At 36.5% G+C, this 24,996-nt stretch carries 28 protein-coding genes, 9 tRNA genes and 2 pseudogenes; 6 read left to right on the top strand and 33 right to left on the bottom strand.

Annotated elements, in window-relative coordinates:
• Window position 1: 1 nt before the first annotated feature.
• From OWO01_RS11545 to OWO01_RS11495, 11 genes are all read right to left on the bottom strand, one after another.
• Entirely contained in the window at window positions 2-373 is a 372-nt protein-coding gene (locus OWO01_RS11545) for a GntR family transcriptional regulator (protein WP_268780609.1), read from the bottom strand.
• Between the two features lie 9 nt (window positions 374-382).
• Window positions 383-694, bottom strand: a complete 312-nt coding sequence (locus OWO01_RS11540) for a YfzA family protein (RefSeq protein WP_268780608.1) — start codon at window positions 692-694, stop codon at window positions 383-385.
• Window positions 695-1,370: 676 nt separating this feature from the next.
• Window positions 1,371-1,787 carry a FosX/FosE/FosI family fosfomycin resistance hydrolase gene (gene fosX, locus OWO01_RS11535; protein WP_268780607.1) on the bottom strand — a complete coding sequence of 139 codons (417 nt, stop codon included), beginning with the start codon at window positions 1,785-1,787 and terminating at the stop codon, window positions 1,371-1,373.
• A gap of 53 nt (window positions 1,788-1,840) precedes the next feature.
• A complete protein-coding gene (locus tag OWO01_RS11530) occupies window positions 1,841-2,206 on the bottom strand; it encodes a YybH family protein (protein WP_268780606.1) in 366 nt (121 codons plus the stop codon).
• A gap of 89 nt (window positions 2,207-2,295) precedes the next feature.
• Window positions 2,296-2,763, bottom strand: a complete 468-nt coding sequence (locus tag OWO01_RS11525) for a 2-thiouracil desulfurase family protein (protein ID WP_268780605.1) — start codon at window positions 2,761-2,763, stop codon at window positions 2,296-2,298.
• A 364-nt stretch (window positions 2,764-3,127) separates the two neighbouring features.
• Window positions 3,128-3,385 (bottom strand): CPBP family intramembrane glutamic endopeptidase, encoded by a 258-nt coding sequence (locus OWO01_RS11520; protein ID WP_268780646.1) that lies wholly within the window; start codon window positions 3,383-3,385, stop codon window positions 3,128-3,130.
• Window positions 3,386-3,543: 158 nt separating this feature from the next.
• A complete protein-coding gene (locus tag OWO01_RS11515) occupies window positions 3,544-4,452 on the bottom strand; it encodes a cation diffusion facilitator family transporter (protein WP_268780604.1) in 909 nt (302 codons plus the stop codon).
• Window positions 4,453-4,536: 84 nt separating this feature from the next.
• Complete coding sequence (locus tag OWO01_RS11510; RefSeq protein WP_268780603.1) at window positions 4,537-4,701, bottom strand: hypothetical protein; 165 nt, start codon at window positions 4,699-4,701, stop codon at window positions 4,537-4,539.
• 392 nt (window positions 4,702-5,093) lie between these two features.
• Window positions 5,094-5,864, bottom strand: a complete 771-nt coding sequence (locus OWO01_RS11505) for a nucleotidyltransferase domain-containing protein (RefSeq protein WP_268780602.1) — start codon at window positions 5,862-5,864, stop codon at window positions 5,094-5,096.
• Window positions 5,865-6,095: 231 nt separating this feature from the next.
• Window positions 6,096-7,667, bottom strand: a complete 1,572-nt coding sequence (locus tag OWO01_RS11500) for a Vga family ABC-F type ribosomal protection protein (protein ID WP_268780601.1) — start codon at window positions 7,665-7,667, stop codon at window positions 6,096-6,098.
• A 425-nt stretch (window positions 7,668-8,092) separates the two neighbouring features.
• A complete protein-coding gene (locus OWO01_RS11495) occupies window positions 8,093-8,248 on the bottom strand; it encodes a hypothetical protein (protein ID WP_268780600.1) in 156 nt (51 codons plus the stop codon).
• Window positions 8,249-8,896: 648 nt separating this feature from the next.
• On the opposite strand from OWO01_RS11495, the gene OWO01_RS11490 reads away from it, so the two are divergent.
• Window positions 8,897-10,090, top strand: a complete 1,194-nt coding sequence (locus OWO01_RS11490) for a hypothetical protein (RefSeq protein ID WP_268780599.1) — start codon at window positions 8,897-8,899, stop codon at window positions 10,088-10,090.
• Between the two features lie 341 nt (window positions 10,091-10,431).
• Here OWO01_RS11490 and OWO01_RS11485 read toward each other — a convergent pair whose 3' ends face one another.
• The 7 genes from OWO01_RS11485 to OWO01_RS11465 all read right to left on the bottom strand — a co-directional run bounded on the left by OWO01_RS11485 (window position 10,432) and on the right by OWO01_RS11465 (window position 12,817).
• Window positions 10,432-10,737 carry a hypothetical protein gene (locus OWO01_RS11485; protein WP_268780598.1) on the bottom strand — a complete coding sequence of 102 codons (306 nt, stop codon included), beginning with the start codon at window positions 10,735-10,737 and terminating at the stop codon, window positions 10,432-10,434.
• Window positions 10,738-10,818: 81 nt separating this feature from the next.
• Window positions 10,819-11,010, bottom strand: coding sequence for a hypothetical protein (locus OWO01_RS11480; RefSeq protein WP_268780597.1), 192 nt, complete (start codon window positions 11,008-11,010; stop codon window positions 10,819-10,821).
• 93 nt (window positions 11,011-11,103) lie between these two features.
• Window positions 11,104-11,319, bottom strand: a complete 216-nt coding sequence (locus OWO01_RS16165; protein ID WP_418936217.1) for an RNA polymerase sigma factor — start codon at window positions 11,317-11,319, stop codon at window positions 11,104-11,106.
• On the bottom strand, window positions 11,316-11,633 hold the full coding sequence (locus OWO01_RS11475) for an RNA polymerase sigma factor (protein WP_268780596.1): 318 nt from the start codon (window positions 11,631-11,633) through the stop codon (window positions 11,316-11,318). The genes OWO01_RS16165 and OWO01_RS11475 overlap by 4 nt, the downstream gene beginning before the upstream one ends.
• Before the next feature lie 68 nt (window positions 11,634-11,701).
• Window positions 11,702-12,031, bottom strand: a complete 330-nt coding sequence (locus OWO01_RS11470) for a hypothetical protein (RefSeq protein WP_268780595.1) — start codon at window positions 12,029-12,031, stop codon at window positions 11,702-11,704.
• Window positions 12,007-12,306 (bottom strand): peptidoglycan-binding domain-containing protein, encoded by a 300-nt coding sequence (locus OWO01_RS16160; RefSeq protein ID WP_418936218.1) that lies wholly within the window; start codon window positions 12,304-12,306, stop codon window positions 12,007-12,009. Before OWO01_RS16160 ends, OWO01_RS11470 begins: the two co-directional genes overlap by 25 nt.
• Window positions 12,307-12,400: 94 nt before the next feature.
• A complete protein-coding gene (locus OWO01_RS11465) occupies window positions 12,401-12,817 on the bottom strand; it encodes a hypothetical protein (protein ID WP_268780594.1) in 417 nt (138 codons plus the stop codon).
• 191 nt (window positions 12,818-13,008) lie between these two features.
• Between OWO01_RS11465 and OWO01_RS11460 the strand changes: the two are divergent.
• The 3 genes and pseudogenes from OWO01_RS11460 to OWO01_RS11450 form a co-directional block, all read left to right on the top strand.
• Window positions 13,009-13,230 (top strand): annotated as a pseudogene (locus OWO01_RS11460) (GNAT family N-acetyltransferase); the annotation flags it as partial.
• Between the two features lie 247 nt (window positions 13,231-13,477).
• Complete coding sequence (locus OWO01_RS11455; protein WP_268780593.1) at window positions 13,478-14,041, top strand: LOG family protein; 564 nt, start codon at window positions 13,478-13,480, stop codon at window positions 14,039-14,041.
• A gap of 32 nt (window positions 14,042-14,073) precedes the next feature.
• Window positions 14,074-14,214: a nucleoside triphosphate pyrophosphohydrolase family protein gene (locus tag OWO01_RS11450; protein ID WP_268780592.1), complete on the top strand. Its 141-nt coding sequence runs from the start codon at window positions 14,074-14,076 to the stop codon at window positions 14,212-14,214.
• A 129-nt stretch (window positions 14,215-14,343) separates the two neighbouring features.
• Here the strand turns inward: OWO01_RS11450 and OWO01_RS11445 are convergent, their stop codons facing one another.
• Both OWO01_RS11445 and OWO01_RS11440 read right to left on the bottom strand, forming a co-directional pair.
• Window positions 14,344-14,829: a tetratricopeptide repeat protein gene (locus tag OWO01_RS11445; RefSeq protein WP_268780591.1), complete on the bottom strand. Its 486-nt coding sequence runs from the start codon at window positions 14,827-14,829 to the stop codon at window positions 14,344-14,346.
• A 109-nt stretch (window positions 14,830-14,938) separates the two neighbouring features.
• Window positions 14,939-15,660 (bottom strand): annotated as a pseudogene (locus OWO01_RS11440) (RNA-guided endonuclease InsQ/TnpB family protein); the annotation flags it as partial.
• Between the two features lie 536 nt (window positions 15,661-16,196).
• Here OWO01_RS11440 and OWO01_RS11435 point away from each other — a divergent pair.
• Together OWO01_RS11435 and OWO01_RS11430 are read left to right on the top strand one after the other, a co-directional pair.
• Window positions 16,197-16,583 carry a VOC family protein gene (locus OWO01_RS11435; protein ID WP_268780590.1) on the top strand — a complete coding sequence of 129 codons (387 nt, stop codon included), beginning with the start codon at window positions 16,197-16,199 and terminating at the stop codon, window positions 16,581-16,583.
• A gap of 178 nt (window positions 16,584-16,761) precedes the next feature.
• Window positions 16,762-17,226 (top strand): GyrI-like domain-containing protein, encoded by a 465-nt coding sequence (locus tag OWO01_RS11430; protein WP_268780589.1) that lies wholly within the window; start codon window positions 16,762-16,764, stop codon window positions 17,224-17,226.
• Between the two features lie 492 nt (window positions 17,227-17,718).
• Here OWO01_RS11430 and glmS read toward each other — a convergent pair whose 3' ends face one another.
• The 13 genes from glmS to OWO01_RS11365 form a co-directional block, all read right to left on the bottom strand.
• Window positions 17,719-19,521, bottom strand: a complete 1,803-nt coding sequence (glmS, locus tag OWO01_RS11425) for a glutamine--fructose-6-phosphate transaminase (isomerizing) (protein ID WP_268780588.1) — start codon at window positions 19,519-19,521, stop codon at window positions 17,719-17,721.
• Window positions 19,522-19,999: 478 nt separating this feature from the next.
• Window positions 20,000-21,346: a phosphoglucosamine mutase gene (gene glmM / locus OWO01_RS11420; protein ID WP_268780587.1), complete on the bottom strand. Its 1,347-nt coding sequence runs from the start codon at window positions 21,344-21,346 to the stop codon at window positions 20,000-20,002.
• A 49-nt stretch (window positions 21,347-21,395) separates the two neighbouring features.
• The gene (locus OWO01_RS11415) at window positions 21,396-22,637 is read right to left on the bottom strand and encodes a CdaR family protein (protein WP_268780586.1); all 1,242 of its coding nucleotides are present in this window, start codon (window positions 22,635-22,637) and stop codon (window positions 21,396-21,398) included.
• The gene (gene cdaA / locus OWO01_RS11410) at window positions 22,630-23,454 is read right to left on the bottom strand and encodes a diadenylate cyclase CdaA (protein ID WP_268780585.1); all 825 of its coding nucleotides are present in this window, start codon (window positions 23,452-23,454) and stop codon (window positions 22,630-22,632) included. Before cdaA ends, OWO01_RS11415 begins: the two co-directional genes overlap by 8 nt.
• A 645-nt stretch (window positions 23,455-24,099) precedes the next feature.
• Window positions 24,100-24,175 (bottom strand) — tRNA-Ala (locus tag OWO01_RS11405).
• Window positions 24,176-24,224: 49 nt separating this feature from the next.
• Window positions 24,225-24,297: transfer RNA gene (locus OWO01_RS11400), tRNA-Lys, on the bottom strand.
• 5 nt (window positions 24,298-24,302) lie between these two features.
• Window positions 24,303-24,377 (bottom strand) — tRNA-Gln (locus tag OWO01_RS11395).
• A 54-nt stretch (window positions 24,378-24,431) separates the two neighbouring features.
• Window positions 24,432-24,517, bottom strand: a tRNA-Tyr gene (locus OWO01_RS11390).
• An 8-nt stretch (window positions 24,518-24,525) separates the two neighbouring features.
• Window positions 24,526-24,601, bottom strand: a tRNA-Thr gene (locus tag OWO01_RS11385).
• Between the two features lie 3 nt (window positions 24,602-24,604).
• Window positions 24,605-24,680: transfer RNA gene (locus OWO01_RS11380), tRNA-Val, on the bottom strand.
• Between the two features lie 3 nt (window positions 24,681-24,683).
• Window positions 24,684-24,758: transfer RNA gene (locus OWO01_RS11375), tRNA-Glu, on the bottom strand.
• A gap of 24 nt (window positions 24,759-24,782) precedes the next feature.
• Window positions 24,783-24,854 (bottom strand) — tRNA-Thr (locus OWO01_RS11370).
• Between the two features lie 4 nt (window positions 24,855-24,858).
• Window positions 24,859-24,933: transfer RNA gene (locus tag OWO01_RS11365), tRNA-Asn, on the bottom strand.
• Window positions 24,934-24,996: the final 63 nt, after the last annotated feature.

Below are 24,996 nucleotides of genomic sequence, written 5' to 3'. Positions count from 1 at the left end.
TTCACTCCTCATATAAAATCGTCAGTAGTTGCTGTAGTTCATCTAATGACAGGCCAATTTCTTTGCTATTGGTTATGACCGCATTCAGTTGCTCCTCGATGACATGCAGCTTCTTCTCTCTGATTACCTCTAAATTTTGCTCTGCTACAAACGAGCCTTTTCCAACAATCGAATAAATAAAACCCGACTTCTCCAACTCTTCATAAGCTCGCTTCGTCGTAATGACACTTATTTGTAAATCCTTAGCAAGTTTACGCATAGAGGGGATTGCTGCTCCCTCTTGCAATTCACCTGTTAAAATAGCTGATTTAACTTGATTAGTAATTTGCTCATAGATTGGCTCCTTTGAACTGTTAGATATAATTATTTGCATGTTAATCCCTCATCTTTCGTTTTTTGAAAAAACACTTGAACGAATGTCGTTGATAGCTTGAAATAGTAGGGCAATAATGTGAATGGTCATGAGCATGTTAAAAAATGGGTATCCATATAGCGTAATCCATTCTGTGAACAATTTTGATTCTAAAACCCATCTACCTATCCTAGCAAACAACCTCCCACTATCGTTTATGTTTGGCTCCAACATCGTCCCGTCTATTCCAAAAAAGATCAATTGAACAAGTAAGAATAGACCAATTAGAATTAACCAACGTTTCACAGGGCTACTGCGAGAAGATTTTTCTTCGTTTTCCACAGAAAACACCACTCCTTTTAGACTCGCCAAATAACATTCATATAATGTATATATACTATATTAACATTATATACACATTAAAAACACCTTGCAACCATTTTTTTAGGAGTTGTTTCTGTTCCCTAATAAAATATCGGACAGATGCACAGAGCACCGATTTAAAATGTAACAACTGAAGCGGATCAAATCACGTTTTTCTTGTTGACCAATAATGGCTTAGCTTAGATTGCTTCGTAAAGTAGCCTTGTTTTTGGCGTTCAAGTCTGAACTTGGTTATACCTGTTCCGAAAGTTATTCAGCATGTTGCATTTTCTAAGCAACAAAAAATAGGAGTTCCAATTAGATTGGAACTCCTATTTTGAATTTTCAAATATATGTATCTCGTATTCAACCTTAGCTTGAATTATAACAGCTATGATTCACATTGCGTTCGTAATGAATGAGTAACCGTTGATGCTTAATTCACTTGAGTTCCACACAAGATATCATAGTCACTACTATCTGTCACAACATCTACAGACACTATTACCGTCCACTGATTTTCTTCTACTTATTCTGTTTAACAAATTACTTTTGTCTTCGCCGTAGAAAGAATTGTTTACTTGTTTGACCGTTAAGCCTTAGAGCTAATTTGGGAAACGGCCATTTTAGCCACATTTCCCAAAAAATATTACTTCTACTGATCCTTATCAACATTTTGATAAGCGGATAGCCTTTCATTTAAAGTTCCTGTATGAAGTTCAAAAAAATTATTGTCATAATCATAAAAGTAGATGGAATAACCCTCTCCCTTTATTCTTGGTCTCGGCTTTTTCATTTCTAAATTTAACTGCTTTATTTTATGTTGGTAGTAGTCTACATCTTCTTCTCTTATTTTAAAAGCGACATGATGATATGTCTTATTTAGAATCTCTTTATTTTCCATCACGGCGATCCATTGACCTCCAATAATAAAAAATCTCTCTTTAGATATAGAATGCAATTGATCACCACTATAATATACTTCCTTAGCACCAAATAATTCTTTATAGAGACTAGTTGTTCTCTCCAAATCTTTGACTACGAAAGTAATATGACTAACGCTCTCTATCATTTCTTATCGTCTCCTTTTTACTACAGTAGCTGAATCTGAACAAGTAGTTATTTTTATAGGCTGCTCAAATGCTCATGTATTAGTTTCCATTGATTCTCATTATCCTTAACAAAAACATTAGTTGCCCTACCACTACCTGAAACAAAGGTACCGTTATGATAACCTTCATATTGATAGGAATAAATACAAGTTGCTGCATTTTGATCCTTAGAGATCCATTGTATATCATTAGCGGTATATACCTCTTCCTTAATAACCTCCCAAGCATTTTCAAAATATGACTGGATTTCACTCATATCCTTGCATGTCTTATCTGTAAACCAATAAACGGCATTTTCGTGAAGCACTTTCCTTACTTGGTTAAAATCATGCGTATTCGTCGCGTTAATATATTTTCTTAAAGCGTCCTTTTCATTCATTAAAAAATCCTCTCTTTTCACTTTTTCAGTTCTTTATCTACAAAAAGAATCCTAGATCCACCATAGTTCCAATAGACGGTCTTTCACCATTATCCATCTAAATAAGCACGTTCATCCCATTGTTTTTCTGATATTACCTCCAGACCTTCCCTCTTAAGTAAAGCAGCAGTTACTCCCCTGCCAGGAATCTTTAGCCCTTTAAACTCGCCGTTATAGATAGACGAAGTACCACACGAAGGACTATCTTCTTTAAGGACAACCGTAGTGATATGTAACTTTTTCACTTGTTTCAAAGTAGCATAAGCACCTTTTATATAAAGTTCAGTCACATCTTTTCCTGACCTTTCTATTACGGAAGCTTTTCCAGCTAATACATCATCACCGTTTCCTCCAATTATTTCTGCCGGTTCTCTCGGAGTAGAGAATCCTCCAAGTAACTCTGGACAAATTGATATTGCTTTCCCCTCTTTTACTAATTTAGTTATTCGTTGATCTATGCTATGTGTACCATTATATCTTACTTCTAATCCCGCTAAACAAGCACTTACTAATATCATTTAGCATACCATCCCGTTCAATATTTTTTGATTGTGTTTATTTGCAAATGTACAGGAAGTAACACTTGTACATGACACAATAGAATTATCACATTTTTCCATTTCACTCAGTGTTTCTTCCTTCGAATAGGCTTTATTATGGATCCCTCAGGAGTGTTTACTTAAATAATGATACCTGTTTGCTACTCCCAACACACTAACATATGATTTGGTCTAGCTCGGTTACATTTAATTCATGCACCTATTTATTTGTAAGGGGCTAATGGTGACAAGCGAACACTTGTCATGTCACGCTATAGCGTGACACTTTCCGTTTCTTTTTCTCCTAATTTTGCAAAATAGTCTATTAAGAAATGAAAAACAATCAGTGGTAAGATGGACCTAAAGCAATATAAAGGATAGAAAAAAGCATTCCAAAAATTGTTGTTCTTAATACACCCGTAATCAAGCCCTGATAAGTGTGAGCGAGACCGAACAATAATGAGACTAAAAGAATAATTAACCAAATTGAGAAATGAGGAAATAAAAATGCAAAAGCAAAGATTAAAAATCCTCTATAGATAATTTCCCCCGTTACTCCCGCTGTAATGGAAACATAATTCCATCGCGTTTCATTACCCACATTTATATTACCATTATTTTGAATACCATTCACTAAAAAAACAATTTATTTTAAAAATGCTGTTTTTTATCCAAAGCAACCTCCCATAACTCTCACTAATTGACGCAAGTAATTAAAAAGAGCACGGAGACAGCCTACTATCTCATTTATTACTACAATTAAGATTTCTTTGTTCCAGCGTATGGATTGATATGCACCAGCACATCGTACACATCGTCATGCTCCGTCATTAATGCTTTCTTTACTTGTTTAGAAATGTGATGGCCTTTTTCTACGTTAAGTGTGGCATCAACACTAATTTTAAGGTCAAGAACCACATATTGACCATGGCTTCGGGCCCGTAAATCATCCACCTGCAAAACACCATTTACGTTCTCTGTTGTTACAGTAAAACGCTTGCTCTCTTCTTCATCTAATATGTTTTCTAGTACCATGTGAATCGACTCCCGAATCATCAGATAACCAATTCGCATGATAAACAGAGCTACGATTATTCCGGCTAGCGGATCCAGATAGACTAGTTGCACGTATCCAATCCGTTCCCCGATCATCGCTCCGCCTATTCCGAAAAAGACGCCAACCGAGGATAACACATCCGAACGGTGGTGCCAGGCATCAGCCATCAGTGCAGGACTGTTGATTCGTTTTCCCAATCGATGCTTATATTGATACAGAAGCTCCTTACATACAATCGAGATTGACACAGCGATGAGAGCAATCCCTGTCGGCGCTTGTGGTGTCTCTCCCCAAAAAACTTGCAAGGAGGATGAGGCAATTTCAATCCCCACCAAAATTAATAATATGGACACAATGATGGCAGATATACTTTCCGCTTTGCCATGCCCATATGGATGTTCTTTATCAGGGGGCTTATTCGCAGCACGTATACCCGCTAGAACGGTGACCGAACTAATGACATCCGAAGCAGAATGAACCGCATCAGCAATTAGGGCATGGCTTCCAGATATCCACCCTATGATGCCTTTGATTATAGCTAGAAAAAAATTACCGATAATTCCTACCCAGGAAGCAAACTGTGCTTTCCGACTGCGTTGAACCTGCTTCATTTTCGTTCCCTCCAAACTCTCCTACCCTTATGCTATTTTAACAAGGTTATGTTTCACCTTTATTTCTTTCCGGTAAGGTCTTTTTTATTCTAGCAAATCGACTTCATATGGGTCTACAGCAACCTTTTTGTGGGTATGAAGTAATGTAAGGAAGAGGCAAATGAATCCATTCTGCACAACAAAATTGCCCGCGCGCAACACAAGAAAAGTAATAGGTAAACTAGCACACGTCATTTCTTTGTCGTACACTACTCATCAACCTCCTCTTTCCTTTATACGTTACCATTTGCTACTTTTCTCAAAAATAAACAACTTTGATTTTTTGAACTGGGCGACTTACGGACGGTTGCTCTGGGATAAAGAAATCACAGTACGCTTGCTAACCGATGATGACCTGACATATCGTAAATTACTTCGTGGAGTTTCCTAATTATTCTCGTCGAGGCTGTGTGTGGGGGGGGCTATTTTTGCTCCAGAAAGTTATCGGTCACTCCACATGTTCTCGTTTCCTAGAAACAAAAAGAACCGAGAAATTGTGCAAGTAGCACGTTCTCGATTCTAGTAATACGTATAAAGTGAATAAAACCGTACGTGTCTACCTAGACCAAAAAGGCTAACATCCTACGATTAATCCCTTCCTCTTATGACTCAGAGAGCAGGTTGATCATCATTTGCATAAACGGAACCGCTTGAGAATCGCTTTCCACCTTAGATTCTATCCAGTTGATCTCCTCGTTTAGTAGGTTAATGAAGGAATACACTGCCTTTTCATGAGCATTTGGTGTTATGTAGATAAAAATATTCTTTACCTTAGCAAGTAGAATAGGATCTAATTGCGCCTCAAGACTTTTTAATCCTAATTGAGCTTTTTCAGGTTTATACCTATGTAATAATACTTTAGAAAAGTTAACCATAACCTGCTGCAACATATTCACAGCCCATAAATCATTTCCTCTTTGTCTTGCCTTATTATACTGAAATAAAAACCAAGCGACATCATAGGCACAGCTACTAAACTCCTCTAAGGCAAGAAGTGAATTTTGAGTAGATTGAAATTTCGTTAACCTACCGTCTGGATCATACAATACGCGAAAATAATCTTTTTCTTTGAATCCCTTATCAGTAACCGTAAATAAATCTACATGAAGAAGATTATCAAAGACGGCAATGATTTGAGGTGCAATAATAAAAAAATCTTCATAAAACAATATTTTTCTATAAGCTTCTAAATGCTTTAATCGTTTTGTTAGAAACAACTCTTGCTCTTCTTCTTCGACTAAACAGTAAAGGTCTACATCCGAATGTTCATCGTATTCACCTCTACCCATAGACCCTTTTAGAAAAATCGACTTTACTAGATCATCCTCCATTAAACTTCGTGAAATGGCCTTAACCGCTTCTTCCTGCTTCATCATTCCCCCCCCAACCTAAAAATAAATATTACGCCATTATATTCTTTTTCAAAAGAATAATCAACAGGAACTTGTTTGCTATAAAGTGAAACGTTAATCAGTAGGGGTTTTTGGCACGGTTGCTCCGGGATAAATGGTGGTTTTATAATAAGTTTGATTAGAATAACCTCTTCAGATATTAGATCTGTAAGAGGTTATTTTATTAGGAGAAGGTGAAAACCTCACTAATCTTTAATTCGAAAGCAACTTATTTTTCAACCGCAAAAGCTCTTGAAATTCCTGATCCAGTTCTTCCGTTGGTTCCAAACTTAATTTCCCAAGAACTTCAGTAATCTTATTTTCGATCACAAGTAGTTCTTGTTTGTCTGTGTTAGCTTCAGGTTTTAGTGAATAGCTTTTATAGAGCTCATAAGTTCCATCTAATATCTTCATTTCCTTATCTTCAATAGAAAATATTCGATTGGCGATATTGTTAATAAATTCACGGTCATGAGAAACGAAAAGGAGTGTACCTTCATAATCGATCAGTAATGCTTCTAATGCCTCAACTGCTTCAATATCTAGAAAATTTGTTGGTTCATCGAGAATAAGCATATTACTGTCGCTAACAAAAATTTTCGCAAAGGCTACTTTCACTCGCTCTCCTCCACTTAGAACATGGACTGGCTTATACACGTCATCACGAAAAAAATGTAATCGCGCAAGTACTGTCCTTACTGTTGTCTCACCTTGAATCGAAGTAGACATCACATTATCTAAAATCGAATCCTGTTTAACCAAAACATCTAAATTCTGACTGAAATAGGCAAGTTTAACAGAAGGAGCAACCGTAATACTTGGCTCATTGTTCACAATTTGTTTGATTAGTGTTGTTTTTCCGGTACCATTATTACCAATCAAAGCAACTTTATCACCACCTTTTATATAAAAATCTGTAGGATTCCAGAGTGTACGGTTACCGACTTTCCCACCAACATGCTCACCGCGTATAATAAACCTTCCATGGTGGTCCTCAGAACTTGGTAAATCCATTGTAATTTTAGGTTGTTCACGGACTTTTTCTACTTTTTCTAATTTATCAAGCCTTGTTTCAATCGATTTGGCTACCTGTTGTAGCTTTTTTTGCTTTTTTGCAAAATAAGGTTTCGCACCAGTAATTTTTGCTTCAGAACGGCTTATATTTTTCGGTTTTTTAGCAGCGCGATTTGCTTTTTTCTCCTTTTGCATAAGAGCTTGCTCTAATTGGTGTTTTTTCTGCATATAGGTTTCATAAGCTGCTTCTTGCTGTCTAATTTTCAATTCTTTCTGGTCAACATACTCGGAATAATTCCTCTTATAGACATGTAATTTCCCATCGTCAATTTCCCAAATGGTCTCACAAATTGCATCCAAGAAAGCACGGTCATGAGAAACGGCAATAATTGCTCCTTGAAACCTTTGGAGTGTTTTTTCAAGTTTTTCTATTTTCTCTGTATCCAGATTTGTTGTAGGCTCATCAGCAAGTAATAAATCTGCCTTCTCGGCAATTGCCGTATCAATATAGCCTTGTGTGATTTCTCCACCACTTTGAACTGTATTTGTCTGCTTTAGCTGTGGGAGAAGCGTGGTGGTAGCCTCACCGTTAACCATACCCTGTTCTATTCGTTTTTTTCCTGCGATTATTTCTAGAAGACTCGTTTTACCAGTTCCGTTCTTCCCAACAAGACCAATGCGTTGTTTTGCTTGCACTTGTACTAGAGGGATTTCAAAGAGAGTTCGATCCCGAATTCCATATTTTAATTGTTTAATTTCTTTAATTATCATAGATTACATCCCCATTTCCGGGCATAAAAAAAGCCCCTATTGATTTCTTCAGAATAGGAGACAACAAATAAAGCTAAGGGCGGCCCTCAGTGAAATTATTCCCATTATCTAATCCTATTCCGAAACAAGAAAATCAGGCATGACAAACAAGCAGGCAATTCTGCTTCTCATACACTGTTTCTTCAATTAAGTTTCGCTTGTAAAATAGGATTAGTTACGCATGTTCCCTTGGTTCACCCTTTCAAATCATAGTCATCTTTATTATATCATACAACAATCCAAAATAAACAGGGGGCTAGTATCTTTAAAACCACTACGTACAACGGCATATAACCTAATGGATGGGGAGGAGAAGTTGGACAATTATATCCCCTCTATACACGATTAATCGTTAATTACTAGCAGTTAGCATTTTATAAGACGCATTACTTACCCATCCCTATTAAAAGAACTAGTTGGAATACGGATATTGCTAACGGGATAATTGAAAGTATCCTTAACCATTTTTTCTTTACTATAATTCCAACAACTAACATGATAACGCCTAGTATTAGCAGCACGAATATATCGAAAATCGTCATACGCTTCCCTCCTTTCTTAATAGAAATCTCGTAAGTAACCTAAGATACTGAGAAGTTAATGCAAATATTCCTCCCATTCTGGAGATACATTTGAATTCCTTTCAATAACAATAAACCCTTATAATACCAATCTATAATTACACATTGAGCTGTTATGGTTTTTATATAAATAGAAATATTTTCTATTTATTCAGTATACACTAAACTGCTTTACTAAGTTAGAACAAAAAAGGATATAGCTTAATGCTATATACCGAATACAAAAGATTGCTTTCATTAAAACATTAAAAAGCAATCTTCCTTTTGAAATTCTCCTATTGAAAATAGAAATCTATTATTTGTTTTACACTATATACTTTATCAACTTGTAAACATAAGTTATAATCATCCTAAATACAGGAAAAACAAACTTGATGTAGCAAATCAAGTTACAGTAGAGGAGATATAGAATCTCTTCGTATTTTTTCTATGATTTTTACTCTATTCTCTGTGTGGAGATCTAAAAGGAGTTTTACATTGTTTTAGTCAGGTGAATACATTCATTTAATGTGCATTAGTAGTTCACATCACACTATACATCTTGTATCAGCAATTATTGGGATTAATTATGTAAAATCGCATTTGCATATTAAAAAGGAGCAGAGCAAAATGTTAGATTTAAATAACATAAATGAACACATTAATCATAACTCGAAGTTTTATTGGCCGGAATTCAAAATGGTTGCCTATGCTTTGTACGATAAAGAAATGGTGTATTTATATAATCATCCCAAATTCACAAATAAAAGCACGCCCTACTACACCATCCCATGGAACAACGAATTCAATGGAGCAAATACTCTTATTATGTATGAAGATTATCCAACCGCTATCGTTAATTTAGATTATTATCAAGATACAGAAAGGCTATACGCTATTGTTCTACATGAATTATTCCATGGATTACAATATCTTAATGAGGAAAAAAGATTTCCTAACGAATTTCTCGCAATGATCTATCCGTTGTCAAAGGAAAACGTGGAACTAAGAAGTGGGGAAAGAAAGTGTCTCTATCATGCTGTATTATCACCTTCTCATACTGAAAAAACAAAATTCCTTAAGCACTTTATTTACTCACGTGAAAAAAGACGAAATTATATTAATGAATTTATGGCGTACGAAGCTTGTATCGAAACAGTGGAAGGTCCAGCTTTTTATATTGAATTACAAGCTTACTCACATATAAGTTTCCATCCTATCGATGATGAAATAAAGGAGTATGGTAAGGATTTGCTGAACAACAAAGAATCCGCCTTTAATCTTAGAAGGAGTTGTTATAGTTCAGGATTGTATATTTGTCTATTGCTTGATGAGCTTTATCCTGATTGGAAAGAGGGGTTATTTAACACCGATAAGCAACTATACGACATACTGAAAGAGGCTGTTGATTGGGAAGTTGACGATACGACAACTGTGGAAATTAGTTCAGAGACAAATTCTATTATTCGTACGATTAGAGAAAATAAGCAAGAGGTATTTAGGCAATTTGAAAATAAGGAAGGCTATCATTTGCTGATTAGAGGAGACATTATTTGCAACAGTTTTGATCCAATGAATGTAGTTGCATATGAAGGTCAACTTTTGCACAAGAACTTCCTCTCTGTTTTAATCAATGAAAAAGAATTCTATATTAACCAACCTGTTATTACACATTATTATGAAAACTTCCGTTCTATTACTACATTACATATTGTTGTAAATGAAAAACCCGTCTATACGAACGGAGTAGTTAGCGTTAAGGGCTTAGGAAAACTAAAAGGGGAATACTATATAGATGAAGGTCTTCATCATGTCATTATTTAATTTTTATTCTTATGATTTTTAACTATCGTAAGTAAACAAACGGGCAACATTTGATATAGAAGCTGTGGAAATTCCTTCTTGTTAAGTTTCGCGATTCTTTAAAAAAGCATCCCCGATATTATTATCATAGGTCCTAATATCAAGGAAGCAAAATTAAATTATGTGGACTTCCTAAGAATCGTGGAACAAATCAACACAAAATACAATCGCTATATTCCTTTCATAATGTACTCGAGCTATGATCACTGTTCTTTTCAAAATCGTATCATTAGTCTTGGCGCGAGTGCTTTCGTATCTAAACGAGAAACTCTAGATAAGTTAGAAAGAATAATTAAAAAATATTACTTCAACTCGTTTAATGGCATAGACCGGATTAGCTTAATTAAGTCTTTACTATCCAATTCAATAGAACTTATGTCAATACTGTAGTTCTCTATCACAATTATCGCTTTATTCAGTTCTCCATTTTGTGATAAATGGACGTCAAAACCTTCCACTTCACGCACCTCGTCCTCCGCTTGATTAAAAAGGTAATTGCCATCTATTTCTACGTTCACTTTTTCTTGATGAATTGAAAACAACTCTTGATCTTGGTGATAAAATTGTGCAAAAACAGTGATGCTTTTTTCATTTTCCCATTCCCTCATATATGTTAATGCTACATCTTTCTTAGGTGTATGTGTGGGCATAGCAAATAAAAAGCCGTCTTTTCTTAAGTCTGTTAATTGCTAGCTAATTTCAGCATCCACATTTATTCGCGATGCTTGTTCTCCAGTATATCGGTCTAAAGAATGCATTTCATTGTCATTCAATAGTTGAGGGAATATACTCATGACTAGCACAATTCCAATTATGATACAGCTTATGGACGACCAGACTACTAACAAGCGTCTCTTCTTCTCTTGCTTTGTTTTATTCATCGTAACATTATTCTCTTTGAAATGCCTTCTAATTTTTTTTCATCAAGCTGCATGCTTTCATCCAACGTTTTAAATTCATTATCAGATACGCGATTATTTTCCATTCTTAGAAACCTCCCTCTCTAGCCTTCCTTCCAATTCTTTCAGGGCTCGATGTAATGTTGTTTTAACTTTACTTTCTGGCCATCCTAAAACTTTTGCACTTTCCTTTATCGATAACTGATTCAATTTCCGCAAAATAATAACCTGTCGATATTGATATTTCATGTTCATGAGTGATCTGTGTATGACTTTAAGCTGTTCATTCACCAGTAGGAGATCCTCGATCGCAGGCTGCTGTGTGCTTTCTTTCTAAATAGAAAATCCTTGATAACCTTTATCGGAGCTTGCTTTCTTATAAAATCTATTGTAAGATTGTGGGCGGTTTTATATAAGAAAGTTTTTGGATAATCTATGACCTTTCCTTTCTCAAGATAGGTAAAGGCTTTTATAAAAACATCATGCATTAAATCCTCCGCCTCTTGATAATCATTAATCATATTTAACACATATTTAAAGATTGTTCGTCCGTATGTATCATACCAATCATTAATTAATTTCTGATTTAATAAATGGTTATCCACACTATACCCTCCTTACCTACAAAAACGAAAAGGACCAGAGAGCTTAAGGCTCTGATCCTTTTCGTTAGTTATTCAAATTCCATAGAAGTTGCTACATCAATCAACTCAGACTTACTTAAATATGGAGCACTCACCGAATAAAAATAGTCATCTGTTGCTACCCAAATTTCATTTAATTGCTCTCCTTGATTTGAGGTGTACTTCAGAAGTGCTTGATGCTGTCCGATTTTTACTTCTTCAATATCTTTTGCTGCATTTCTCTCTGCAACAATGCGGATCGCTTCATCTGATGTAATATCCGCTGGTAAGCGTTCTTGAAGCAACTGTAGCTTCCATTGGTAACTTTCCTTATCTTCCTCTTCACCATAATGAGTCAATTGTAATAAGAACTCTGCCAATGATTATATGTTCTAGAAGTAAATCCGCTACTCGTGTAATTCTCGAATGTAGACCATGTTATGGGACCGGCTATACCATCTGCGACTATGCCTTCTAAATTTTGAAAGTGCATTAAATCTGTTCTTGTTTGTTGACCAAATATGCCAGCAACAGGTCCAGTTGCAGTCTGGTATCCTGAAGACCAAAGCATTGCCTGAACGGCTGATACAAAACCGTCTGACGATCCTTGTCTCGCACAAAACGGACCCCCAAAATTATGGAAGTCCGTTTTAATATATTTTTTGGTTTGAACTAACGCTTCCGTTTAATTTAACAAGCTTTGTCCTATAATTGTATTCCTAATAAAACCAGCAATACATATCGTTTCATTACTCTACTTTAACCCATGGTTCCCAAGTGTGCTTTTCTTGTGAGATAAAATACACCCAATAATCTCCAGGTGGAAGCGTTAAGTTTTTGTAACTTTCACTCGAATTGTTTGATTCACCACCCTCCCCAAAAACTACTTGGTTCTTTTCGAAATCACATAACTCTCCACTGGTGATTAAGCATTTACCTAAAAGAATATTTGATTCCCACAATTCAACGATTAATGTATTGTTGGGAAAGCCGAATGACTTTCTATCAGCATACGCGTATATTCTACTTGATTCGTTTTCAATCGTTATTGGCATTACATGACCAGCACGTTGTTCATCTACGTTAAATCTTATATCTCCACTACTATACTTTATATAATCCTCTCCCTCTACCACCCTCTCTTCTACATCAGGTGAAAAATACATATGAATTAAACCAGAACGTATTCCGTGGTATGAGAAGAATCCAATGATAACTAAAACAACAATAACTTTGATTATCTTACCTTTGTTAATACGCTCACCTCCCCGTTAGCACTATAAGCAAACGCCATTATTTGCTAAACTCTGATAATCTAAGTGTATCATATGCTTCCATAATTAGTATTAAATTTCCTTTATGGATTAACCATTTATTTAATACTTTGCCTCTGGTAAGAGTAGGATTCACCACTTGGTCTGGTAATCATAGAATGGTCAATGTAGGAGAAAAGCTAGGAATGACATTAGAAGCTAGACTTAGAAAATGTCGTTACTATAATGGAGAGTATTACGACTCTATTAGAATGGGGTTATTAAGGGAAGAATGGGAAGCATTAAAACCTATTATGAAAATCTAAAGAAACATAAAAACAAGAGTTGATTTTCCAACTCTTGTTTTTGTCTATAAAATATTGAAGTAGTTTGTGAATAGATCTCTTTACACAAACGGGAACTTTAGCTGAACAACCATATGTTGTCCCTATGACACTAACGAAAGGTTCACTTAAAAAGAACATTCCAATTATTCATGAACTAAAATTATGCTAATATATAAATGAATTGTATATGATAGTTTGAAGTTACTTTTGAGAGGATGAAGTATTTGTGAAAACAATAGCAGTATACTGTGGTTCTAGTAAAGGGATTGACCCAATCTATATGGAAGAAGCTGAAAAACTGGGGAGAGTATTAGTAGATAACGGGTTGGACCTTGTTTATGGAGGAGCGACAGTCGGTTGTATGGGGGCTGTTGCAGATGCTGTAATGAATGCAGGTGGTAGAGTAATAGGTGTTATCCCAGAGAAGTTAAAAAACATTGAGATAGCTCACCAACAACTATCTGAATTACATGTGGTTCGTACTATGCATGAAAGAAAAGCGCTTATGGCAGAATATGCTGACGGATTTATTGCATTACCTGGTGGTTCTGGAACTTTAGAAGAATGGTTTGAAGTATTTACTTGGGCTCAACTAGGGTACCATAATAAACCGTGTGCATTACTCAATATTAATGATTACTACTCACCTATAATATCGCTTTTTGACCATATGATTGAACAAGGGTTTGTTAAAGCAGAGTATAAAGATTTAATAGTTATTGATCGGGATTCAAAAGAGTTAGTGAATAAGCTCAAAAAATATGAGGGTGCTTATATACATAAATGGTAATAAAATAATTAATTTAAAAGAGGGCAGAAAACATGGAGCAATTGCTAAAAGAAATAAAGTTGCTTAGTAAAAGAGAGCCAAAAACATTAGAACAAATGGCATTAAAGTTAACCGAGGAAGTTGGTGAAACTTCTCAAGCTGTATTATCTTATCTTAAAACAAGTTGGAAGTGAGTATAAGCAGTTAGGAATCAATGATGTGCAAGAAGAATGTATCGATGTTGTTTTGGTCGCCTTAGCCATGGATTATAAGTTATCATTTGAACTAACGCCTCCGTTAGTGTGAGTATATCTATTCACAAACTACTTCCATATTTCATCTAATTTATCCGAATAGAAATCAATAGCTTTTTTATAACTGGAAATTTTAGGGTCTTTCGTTGTATCTGTTAAGCATTTTAATAATAGCTCCATAGCTTTACTATGTTCATTCAGATTATATAAGGTCATTGAATAGAACGTTTGCATTGCTCTATTATTGGGAAATAGTTCAATCCCTTTTAGAAACGTACTTTTTGACTTTTTATATTCTCCTAAAGTTCTATATGTACTACCTAATCCCAATAAGGCTCCTTCCAAATCCCTTGGTGGCAACCCAAACTTAATAGCATTTTCATAAAACGGTACAGCTTTAGCTTCTTCTCCTAATATGTCAAAACTCCAAGCACATTGGTAGTTAATTGAAGCATCATCAGGAAACTCCTCTGCTAATCTCATTAGTAATTCGTTCGATTCTTTATGATCTCCCCTTTTCCTTAAATCAATTGCTTTGTCTAATTCTTTGTTCATTACTTTCATCTCCAATACTATATCTAGTTCTTCTCCTAATCTGCCACGTTAGTGCATTAGAAAGTGAACTACTCCCACCACTTACCATCCTTACCGGTCATTTAATAACCATTTCTTTTGATTTATGGTGAAAGAAATTCTTGCGTTGATTAACGACTTTTACTTGAATTTTAGCCACTCGAATACGTTGTTTATCCCAGTCAGAAGAACTTTTCTTCTTACGAGATAGTTTGCGTTGTTCCTTTGCTAATTTTTCAAGCATTTGTCGATAAAACTTAGGGTAATTGGCTTTCTCACCCTCACTCGTGACAAACAATCCATCCATCGCAAAATCTTACCCAACGACTTTTTCAATTTCTTTCTCGTATTCTGTCAGAATAGAAATATAATATTTTCCTGATGAAGTCATAGACAGTGTACAAGATTTGATTTTATGGTCTAAAGGGATGGTTCGGTGTTGTTTGATTTTGACCAATCTTAATTTAGGTGATTAATATGCCCCTCCAACAGTTGAATGTTTCCGTTCACGACATTCGTCGTATAGCTTTGCTTATGTCGTTTACTTTTGAACTTTGGAACTTGGTATTCCCTTTTTTTATAAACTGGAATAGCTTCTTTCAATCGGGCAACAGCATCACTTTGATTACCATAAAAACCCCTAGGCTTTGCTCCTGCATACTTAACAAAAAACCTTTTATTATCCTTTTCCAAACCAAAGCTAATATTTCCTGAATCCTGCTGATCGAACACACAAAAAACATGACCAAGTTCATTTAACCGTGAAACACCATCTATATTGGGATCACGTAGTTTACATGGGCATTGATACACTCACCCTTAGTTTATTGTTACCCCATCACTAAGTATCATTGTCTTTTTCATAAAACAACGCCTCCTTCCGCATCATAAGAAAATTTTTGACACAACTATACAATAACATAAATAACCAATTAATTATTATTGTTTTGCTAGTTTTTTAAAAAAGTTCAGACTACTATTGACACACCAACATCTATTAATTTTAGACTCGCGGTTACAGTTAGGTATCACACTGAAAAGAGATTGAGGAACATTTAGAATGATACGACGAGTAATAACTGGTGCAATAATGGAAACAAGATTTATGAGTTACTACACAAAAAAGACTGAATCACTATGGGATGTGTATTTAAAGACCGTCGTAGTTTTCCATACTCTTTAAACTGAGATCATGTTTGCTGGAAATTAAAACTGAAAATATTGTATAATCAATAATAGAATGTTTTGTAATTAAAGTTATAATTATACAATATTACTTAGGATTCATATTGCACAAACGTTACTGTATGATTGGCAAAAAAAATAAAATGAATAGGAGCTGTATTTAAATGAGATCTAAAATAAGCCTTGTAACAATACTCACAGATGATGTTTTAAAAATGAAAAAATTCTATCAAGATGTTATAGGATTTAATACAGAAGATGATTCTGAACATAATGTAGAGTTTGAAAGTGAAGGAGTTAGGTTTTCAATTTGTTCCCGTCAAATAATGTTTGATATAACCGGAGGTCATTCTTCTTTTAAAGAAGATAAAAAGGGACAATCGTTTGAGTTAGCATTTCCTTGTGACACGCCAGAAGAGGTAGAGAAATCTTATAAAGAAATGATAGAAAAAGGGGCTACTCCCATTAAAGAACCAGCCCAAATGCCTTGGGGTCAGACTACCGCTTTTTTTGCAGATCCTGATGGAAATATCCATGAAATATTTTGTTAAAAATTAATAATCAAATTAGGGCTTTACTTTAATAGAAGTAAAGCCTTTTTATTAGTAAAATAAGCCTTAAATTATAGTATGTGAAATAATGCACTGACGGTCACAATAACATTATCCTATTATAGAAGTAAAATTAACTGTAGATATAAAGCCTTTATTAATGACGGGAGGTAATGATATGGAAATAAAAAAGTGTATCAAAGAGTCCTTTTCGGTTATCGGTAAAGAAGGCTCTACCAATGATGGTGAATCTTTTATACAGAAATTGTGGGATGATGCTAATGCTAATTTTGCAGAAGTGGTACCATTAGCGAAGAAAGATGAGAATGGAAACCTTATTGGAATATGGGGAGCCATGTCCGACTTCTCCCGTTCATTCAATCCATGGGATAATCATTTTAAAGACGGACTTTATCTTGCAGGTATTGAGGCTGTAGATAATTCTCAACCACCTCCAGGTTGGGTGAAGTGGACAATTCCATCGTATGAGTACATTTATGTCGAGAATGAATCTCAGAATACGTTCAGTGAAGTTAGTGAGTACCTGAAAGAAAACAATATCAAACTTGCTGGTGCAGTTCATGACTATATCTGTCCTGAAAATGGACAAGGGTATATCTTTTTTCCAATACGAAGAATTTGATATAATCTATTTTCGCATTTTTTATGTAGTTAAAGATGTCTCCACAATATTTACGATCCACACTGGAAGGAAATTGAACAAAAAACGGAAGGTTTTCCTCCTGGTCTAAGCGAGGAAAACACTGATTCAATGTGATTTGTAAACCAACTGAAAAAGAACAAGATGAACCCAAACATTTACAGAGTAAGGTTTGGAGGATACTCGTGTAAACAGAAAAGATTGGATCTGTATTGAGTTATGATTGAAATTGAGATTGGCATCCCCCTGCCAAAAAGTTGATTTTCATCTTCTCGCCCTTCCTCACGCCCGTCAAACCCTTGTGGATCTTAGCCCCCTCTTATCTCGCCTTTTTTCTTCATTCCATTATGCTAAAAAGTTCTTCCTTCTGTTATTGGGATTGAAGGTAGATTGAATAAAAGAAAAAGAAAAGACTGGACCCGTATTGGATCCAGCCTGTGTTTCGATTGATTTAACGTGATTGTATCTTTGTTCCTACTCCACGGTAACACTTTTCGCAAGGTTACGTGGTTTATCTACGTCACAATCGCGGTGTAATGCTGCGTAGTAGGAGAGTAATTGCATCGGAATCACACTCACTAATGGTGTTAATAATTCATGCACTTTTGGTAAAACGAAGGCATCACTATCTTTTTCTAGACCTTTCATACTTACGATCGCCGCTTTAGCACCACGCGCAACAACTTCTTGCACGTTCCCACGGATGGATAAATTAACGTTTTCTTGTGTCGAGATAGCTACAACTGGTGTATCATCTTCAATTAATGCGATCGTACCATGCTTCAATTCTCCACCAGCAAAACCTTCTGCCTGAATATAAGATATCTCTTTTAATTTTAATGCCGCTTCTTGCACGACAAAATAATCATTGCCACGTCCTATGAAGAACGCATTTCGCGTCGTCGAAAACAAATCTTTTGCCAATTGTTCAAATGCTTCTTTTTGATCTGTCAAAGATTCCATCGCACTTGCAACGATCGCTAATTCTTTTAATGGATCAAAATGCAAATGAAGACATTTTGCTTTTGCTGTACCTACCGCTAGGAGCGCTAAGACAGCAATTTGTGCCGTGTATGCTTTGGTTGAAGCTACGGCAATTTCGGGACCTGCATGAAGATGCAAGGTATAATCCGCTTCACGAGAAAGGGTAGAACCCGGTACATTGGTAATCGTTAGCGCTTTATGTCCAAGCGCTTTTGTTTTTACTAACACAGAACGACTGTCTGCAGTTTCACCACTTTGCGAAATAAAGACGAACAGTGGTTTTTCTGACAACAACGGCATATTGTAAGAAAACTCGCTTGAAATATGAACTTCCACAGGAACCTGTGCTAGTTTTTCAATGAATTGTTTTCCTACTAATCCAGCGTGATAACTTGTTCCCGCTGCAATAATATAGATACGATCCGCTTGAGTCATTGCTTGGCGAACGTCATCTTCTAATTGAATTTCCCCATGCTCATCTTGATACTTTTGAATGATCTTACGCATAACAATTGGTTGCTCATCAATTTCTTTTAACATAAAGTGTGCGTATGTGCCTTTTTCCGTATCGGCCGCATCAATTTCCGCAACATATGGTTTCCGATCTACTATCGTGCCATCCAACTTCTGAATTTCGACAGCTTCTCGTTTTACGATCACTACTTCTTTATCTTCAATCTCAAGATATTTTTCGGTCTCTTTTAATGTTGCCATTGCATCACTTGCAACCAAATTGAATCCTTCACCTAGACCAACGAGAAGAGGACTTTTATTTTTTGCAACATAAATCGCATCTGGATTGTCTTGGTCAATTAATGCAATGGCATAAGAACCTTTTAAGATTGACATTGCTTGGCGAAAAGCAACCAACACATCATTCGTTTGACCATATAAAACTTCAATAAGCTGAACAACAATCTCTGTATCTGTTTCACTTTTCAGTTCAACATCAGTCAGATATTGTTCTCTTACCTCATAATAATTTTCAATCACGCCATTATGCACGAGCGTAAAGCGACCAGTTGAACTTTGGTGTGGGTGTGCATTATCTTCACTAGGCTCACCATGTGTTGCCCAACGCGTATGTCCGATACCCATCGTCGATTGAACCGTAACATCCACTTTATCTCGCAACGCCGCAATACGACCTTTTACTTTAAACAAGTGTAGACCCTCTGGGTTCAACGTAGCGATACCTGCAGAGTCATAACCACGATATTCTAATTTTTCCAGACCATTCAATAAAACATCTTTCGTATCATTATTTCCAATATATCCAACAATTCCACACATTTTCGTTGTTTCCTCCTAAAAGAAAGAGGCAAACGATAACGAACCTTCTTCTATTGCAAGGGGCGTTACGTTGCCCCTATCTCGTGTTTTTTTATCCCCATGTTCTTATTCTTGTGTAAAGAGTCGCCTCTTTATTTTCGAATAACAACGTGTCGGTTGGAGGTATGCAACCGGGAGGTATCCGCCGAAATCCTCGATACTCCTCCTCCTCGTCAACTATTTTTTATATTTCCGAACAAAAAAATAGTTCAGGCGCTTTTGTTCAACAACCATTCAACCCACCTTTCTATCTCAAAATACATCCGTGTCAAAAAGACAAGGACTCTTTTTATTTTAACCGAATTCCTGCATGCTAGCAATACCATTTTTTCTTTGTGAAAAAACGAAAAAGTATTACTACTACACTCTATGTAAATAGTACTTATCCAGTGCAAAAAAACAACGCCTCTTCACCAAAAAATAAGAGGCATTGTTTTTTTTATTGTAAACCTAACAATTCTTGAATGACATCTACTACTTGATCGGCAGCTTCATTACAACGTTCAATGGTAGGTGCTTCTACCATAACACGCACTAACGATTCCGTACCTGATGGGCGCACCAACACTCTACCCTCGTCACCCATTTCTGCTTCTACTTTATGAATAATTTCTTGAATTCTTGGATCGACTAACGCTTGGTTCTTATCGACCACTTTTACATTCTTCAAGACTTGTGGAAATTTCACCATTTCTCCAGCTAGTTCTGAAAGCTTTTTACCTGTTTCTTTCATTACATTCACTAACTGCAATGCACTTAACATCCCGTCACCGGTTGTAATATAATCTAAGAAAATGATATGCCCAGATTGCTCTCCACCTAAGTTATAGCCACCTTTGCGCATTTCCTCCATGACATAACGATCACCAACATCCGTCTTGTTGCTCTTGATTTCTTGCTCTCCAATCGCTTTATAGAAACCAAGGTTACTCATTACAGTTGATACAACCGTTGCATGACGTAATAAGCCTCGTTCATTTAGATACTTTGCACAGATGTACATGATTTGATCTCCATCAACGATTTGACCTTTTTCATCGACAGCGATGAGTCGATCACCATCTCCGTCAAATGCTAAACCAAGATCTGCTTCTTTTTCGATAACAAACGCTTGAAGTGTTTCCGGGTGTGTAGAACCAACCCCATCATTAATATTCAATCCATCTGGTGAAGCACCAATCGTTGAGATATCTGCTTCTAAATCAGCAAACAAATGATTTGCTAATGATGAAGTTGAACCATTAGCGCAGTCTAATGCTATATGTAGTCCCTCGAAATCGTTATCTACTGATTGTTTTAAATACTGAATATATTTTTGTCCACCTTCAAAATAATCATTCACCTGACCAATGTTTTCAGCAATGGGTCTTGGCAATTCATCCTTTTCAGCATCGATCAAAGCTTCGATTTCTATTTCCTGCTCGTCCGTTAGTTTAAACCCATCCGCACCAAAAAACTTAATGCCATTGTCTTCAACTGGATTATGAGAAGCTGAGATCATAATGCCTGCCTCTGCCCCCATTGCTTTGGTTAAATAAGCTACCCCAGGTGTTGAAATTACTCCGAGTCGCATCACTTCCGCACCAATAGAAAGTAAACCAGCAGTAAGAGCTCCTTCTAACATCGTACCGGAAATTCTTGTATCCTTACCTATTAATACTTTTGGTTTGTCAGTATCTTTGGTGAGTACATATCCTCCACATCGGCCCAGTTTAAATGCTAATTCTGGTGTCAATTGCTCATTGGCAATTCCCCTTACCCCATCTGTTCCGAAATATTTACCCATAATGTACCTCTCCTTTATTCCTAATTTATACATTTTCACTTGATATCAATTATTCAATCTGAACGATTACATTATCCATTTCTAATGTGTATTCGATGTTATTTGGTCCACTCACTTCAACCGGTACTTGGTGTTCTCCGTCTTCCAGCTCCGCAAGATCTACAGACAGCTGGAAATCAGAAGCACCAATTTCAGCAAGATCAGATGGGTATCCGGTTATGGTTACGGTAAGCTCCCCGTCTTCAGGGTTTATAAACGTATAGGTTAAATCTCCCCCTAAATTTTCAATAGAAATAGGGAGCTCTTCAAACGACTGATCCGTAAGCTCTTCAACACTAACATTAACAGTTATTACCTCTTCTGATACTAGTCTAACCGCATCTGGTAAATCCAATCCAATTTCTATAGTTGAATCCTCATTAATTTCTGATAAATTAATAGGCTCTGTTCTTATCTCAGTAATTTCATCCAAGTCTGCTTCTGAAGCAAATATTTCCACTTCTTCTGTTTCTAAATCCATAGACAATAGGCGCAAATCATCAGGTAACTCCCCAGTAGTCTCTATCGTTACCGGAACGGTTTTACTTGGATTGGCTACATTAACACCAACATCGACTGTTTGTGGGGTGACGCGTACGTTTAACTGATTTCCTTCACTATCATAAACACGAACTGGTACATCCCTTATTTCCATGGATTCTCCAATCCCATCCACATCTACAAATGCCTTCACGATTGCAATTCGGTCGATCATACTTCTTGAACTAGTAATTTCAACAGTTGTTGGTGATACAGTCGCATCGATTAATTCATAACCTAATTCCAAACGTGTTTCATTGGTATAATCAACAAGAACCTCATATTCTGCGGTTGCTCTTTCTTCAATGACCACATCAATTTCTGAAGGTTCTATATAGACAGATAGACGGTTGGAGATTCCCTCATATTCTAATGGTACGCGATGAGAACCAGGCTCCAACCCTTCTAAATCCACAAATACGTCAAAATTACGTTGTGTTGCTGTTGATTGAACCACACTAACTGTTCCTTGTAGAGTCACCGAGACGGTTTCCGGTACACCACTTACCACGTAACTGTCTTCATCAATTTGAATGTTTACCGGTATATCTTCTAACGTTTCTGTTTCTTGAGAACTACTAAAAAATGAATCAAAGCCAACATCAGCAGTACGACTTTCTTGATTGTCAAATGTAATAAGAGCAAAAGTTAAAATCGCTAATACTAAGGAGATCCCCCGAATAACCCACGGCTTGTTTAACCAATCATTCATCTTTTTTCCCCCTCCAATTCCAATTCTTTAACGTCGGGGCCTTTACAAAATTAGCTTCCAAATTGTTTCTTAACATGTCAGTTAATTTATCTTGATCCAAATCTCTATGTAGTTCTCCACTACGTGTACATGAGATTTGACCTGTTTCTTCTGAGACAATTATCGTTATTGCATCACTTACTTCACTAATACCCATTGCTGCACGGTGTCTAGTTCCTAGCTCCTTGGATATAAATGCACTTTCAGATAAAGGCAAATAACAAGCTGCTGCCACAATTTCATTTTCTTTAATAATGACTGCCCCATCATGAAGTGGGGTGTTCGGAACAAAAATATTTGTTAATAATTGCGTTGTTAATTGACCATGAATTGGGATGCCAGTCTCAACAAAATCACCCATATTTGTGTCTCTTTCAATGGTGATTAATGCACCAATTCGTCGTTTTCCCATGTAATTACAGGATTTCACGATCGAGTCAATGACTTGATTCAAAACTTCTTCTTTCGATTTTTTATTTCGAGTAAAGAAGCTCCCTCGACCAATTTGTTCCAGTGCACGACGCAATTCTGGTTGAAATAAAATAATGATTGCTAAAGGTCCCCAGACAATTACTTGTTCAATCATCACTTGAACCGTTTGTAAGTTTAACAAATGACTGATTAAATAAATAATTAATACGACAAAAATACCTTTTAACAATTGAATAGCCTTTGTACCACGAATGAGCATAATTAATTTATAAAAAACATACCAGACAAGGGTAATGTCAACGGCTATTCGTAATAGATTATAAAAATTTAGTCCCTCACCAAGCATGGTTACACTTCCTTCTGCACATGAATTATTCTTCCCATCATTTAGAGTAATCACTTTGATAAGTATAACATAATTTAGAAACGCATCCTATCATAAGGACATCGTGTTGCACCTATTTTTCGTATGTTTACAATTATTATGACAAGTATTTTCGTGATGAAAAAAATATGTACACTACGAGAGGCAGCTATAGTGAAGCTTATGCTTGCTGCAACAGTAGCATACTTATAATTAGTAGGAGCAAGGTTGTATTATCATTACTGGTAACTAAGAGTATCTTCTTTGTTTACATTCAACCTGATTATTAATAGAAACTTAACTATTATTTCCCCATTTTAATTCCAGTGTAACCATAATTTTTTCACAATAAATCATTTTCTTAACACAAGGGATCATTTCGTTCTCCGCTTATTGCCTAATCCCAAACTTCACCTCATCCCACTGATAGGGTTCCCAAAGGATCTTGAAGACTTTGAAGTGCCTACTTCCATTTAAAAAACTTTGATCATCTTGTTGTTTTTGTCACGGACGGTTGGTGTGGTATCAAGTTACTCGTTCGGTAAAGAAGGCTACTTTTTCTGCTTTTTTACAAAAAAAAGGACTGAACATTATCATAACGTCCAACCCTTTTGACTAAAATATGTATGGTGGAGCCTAGCGGGATCGAACCGCTGACCTCCTGCGTGCAAAGCAGGCGCTCTCCCAGCTGAGCTAAGGCCCCAGATTAGATAAACAAAAGTTAAAAGTTCATCTAAAATAATATATGCTTATGAGCCATGAAGGATTCGAACCTTCGACCCTCTGATTAAAAGTCAGATGCTCTACCAACTGAGCTAATGGCTCGAAAATGGCTGGGCTAGCTGGATTCGAACCAGCGCATGACGGTACCAAAAACCGTTGCCTTACCGCTTGGCTATAGCCCAATAAAATAACAGTGAATGTATACACTGTTTAATGTATTTCTATAAAAAATAAAATGGTGGAGGGAGTAGGACTCGAACCTACGAACCCGATGGGAGCGGATTTACAGTCCGCCGCGTTTGGCCAACTTCGCTATCCCTCCATTAAAAATGGTGCCGGCCAGAGGACTTGAACCCCCAACCTACTGATTACAAGTCAGTTGCTCTACCAGTTGAGCTAGGCCGGCGTATGGTGGAGGATGCAGGGCTCGAACCTGCGACCCCCTGCTTGTAAGGCAGGTGCTCTCCCAGCTGAGCTAATCCTCCAAATGGTGACCCGTACGGGATTCGAACCCGTGTTACCGCCGTGAAAGGGCGGTGTCTTAACCGCTTGACCAACGGGCCATGTTTAATAATATCATTTCTAAGAGCTTCCAGCCGGACTTGAACCGGCGACCCCTTCCTTACCATGGAAGTGCTCTACCGCTGAGCTATGGAAGCAAAATGGCTCCACAGGTAGGATTCGAACCTACGACCGATCGGTTAACAGCCGATAGCTCTACCACTGAGCTACTGTGGAACAATATTAGTTAATCAATATTTTGTTGCTTCACAAAGCTGTAGCTCTCATGAAAAAAATGAA

Source organism: Natronobacillus azotifigens, assembly GCF_026805325.1.
Classification (GTDB): Bacteria; Bacillota; Bacilli; order Bacillales; family Amphibacillaceae; genus Natronobacillus; species Natronobacillus azotifigens.
This window is presented reverse-complemented; position numbering and strand designations above follow the sequence as displayed.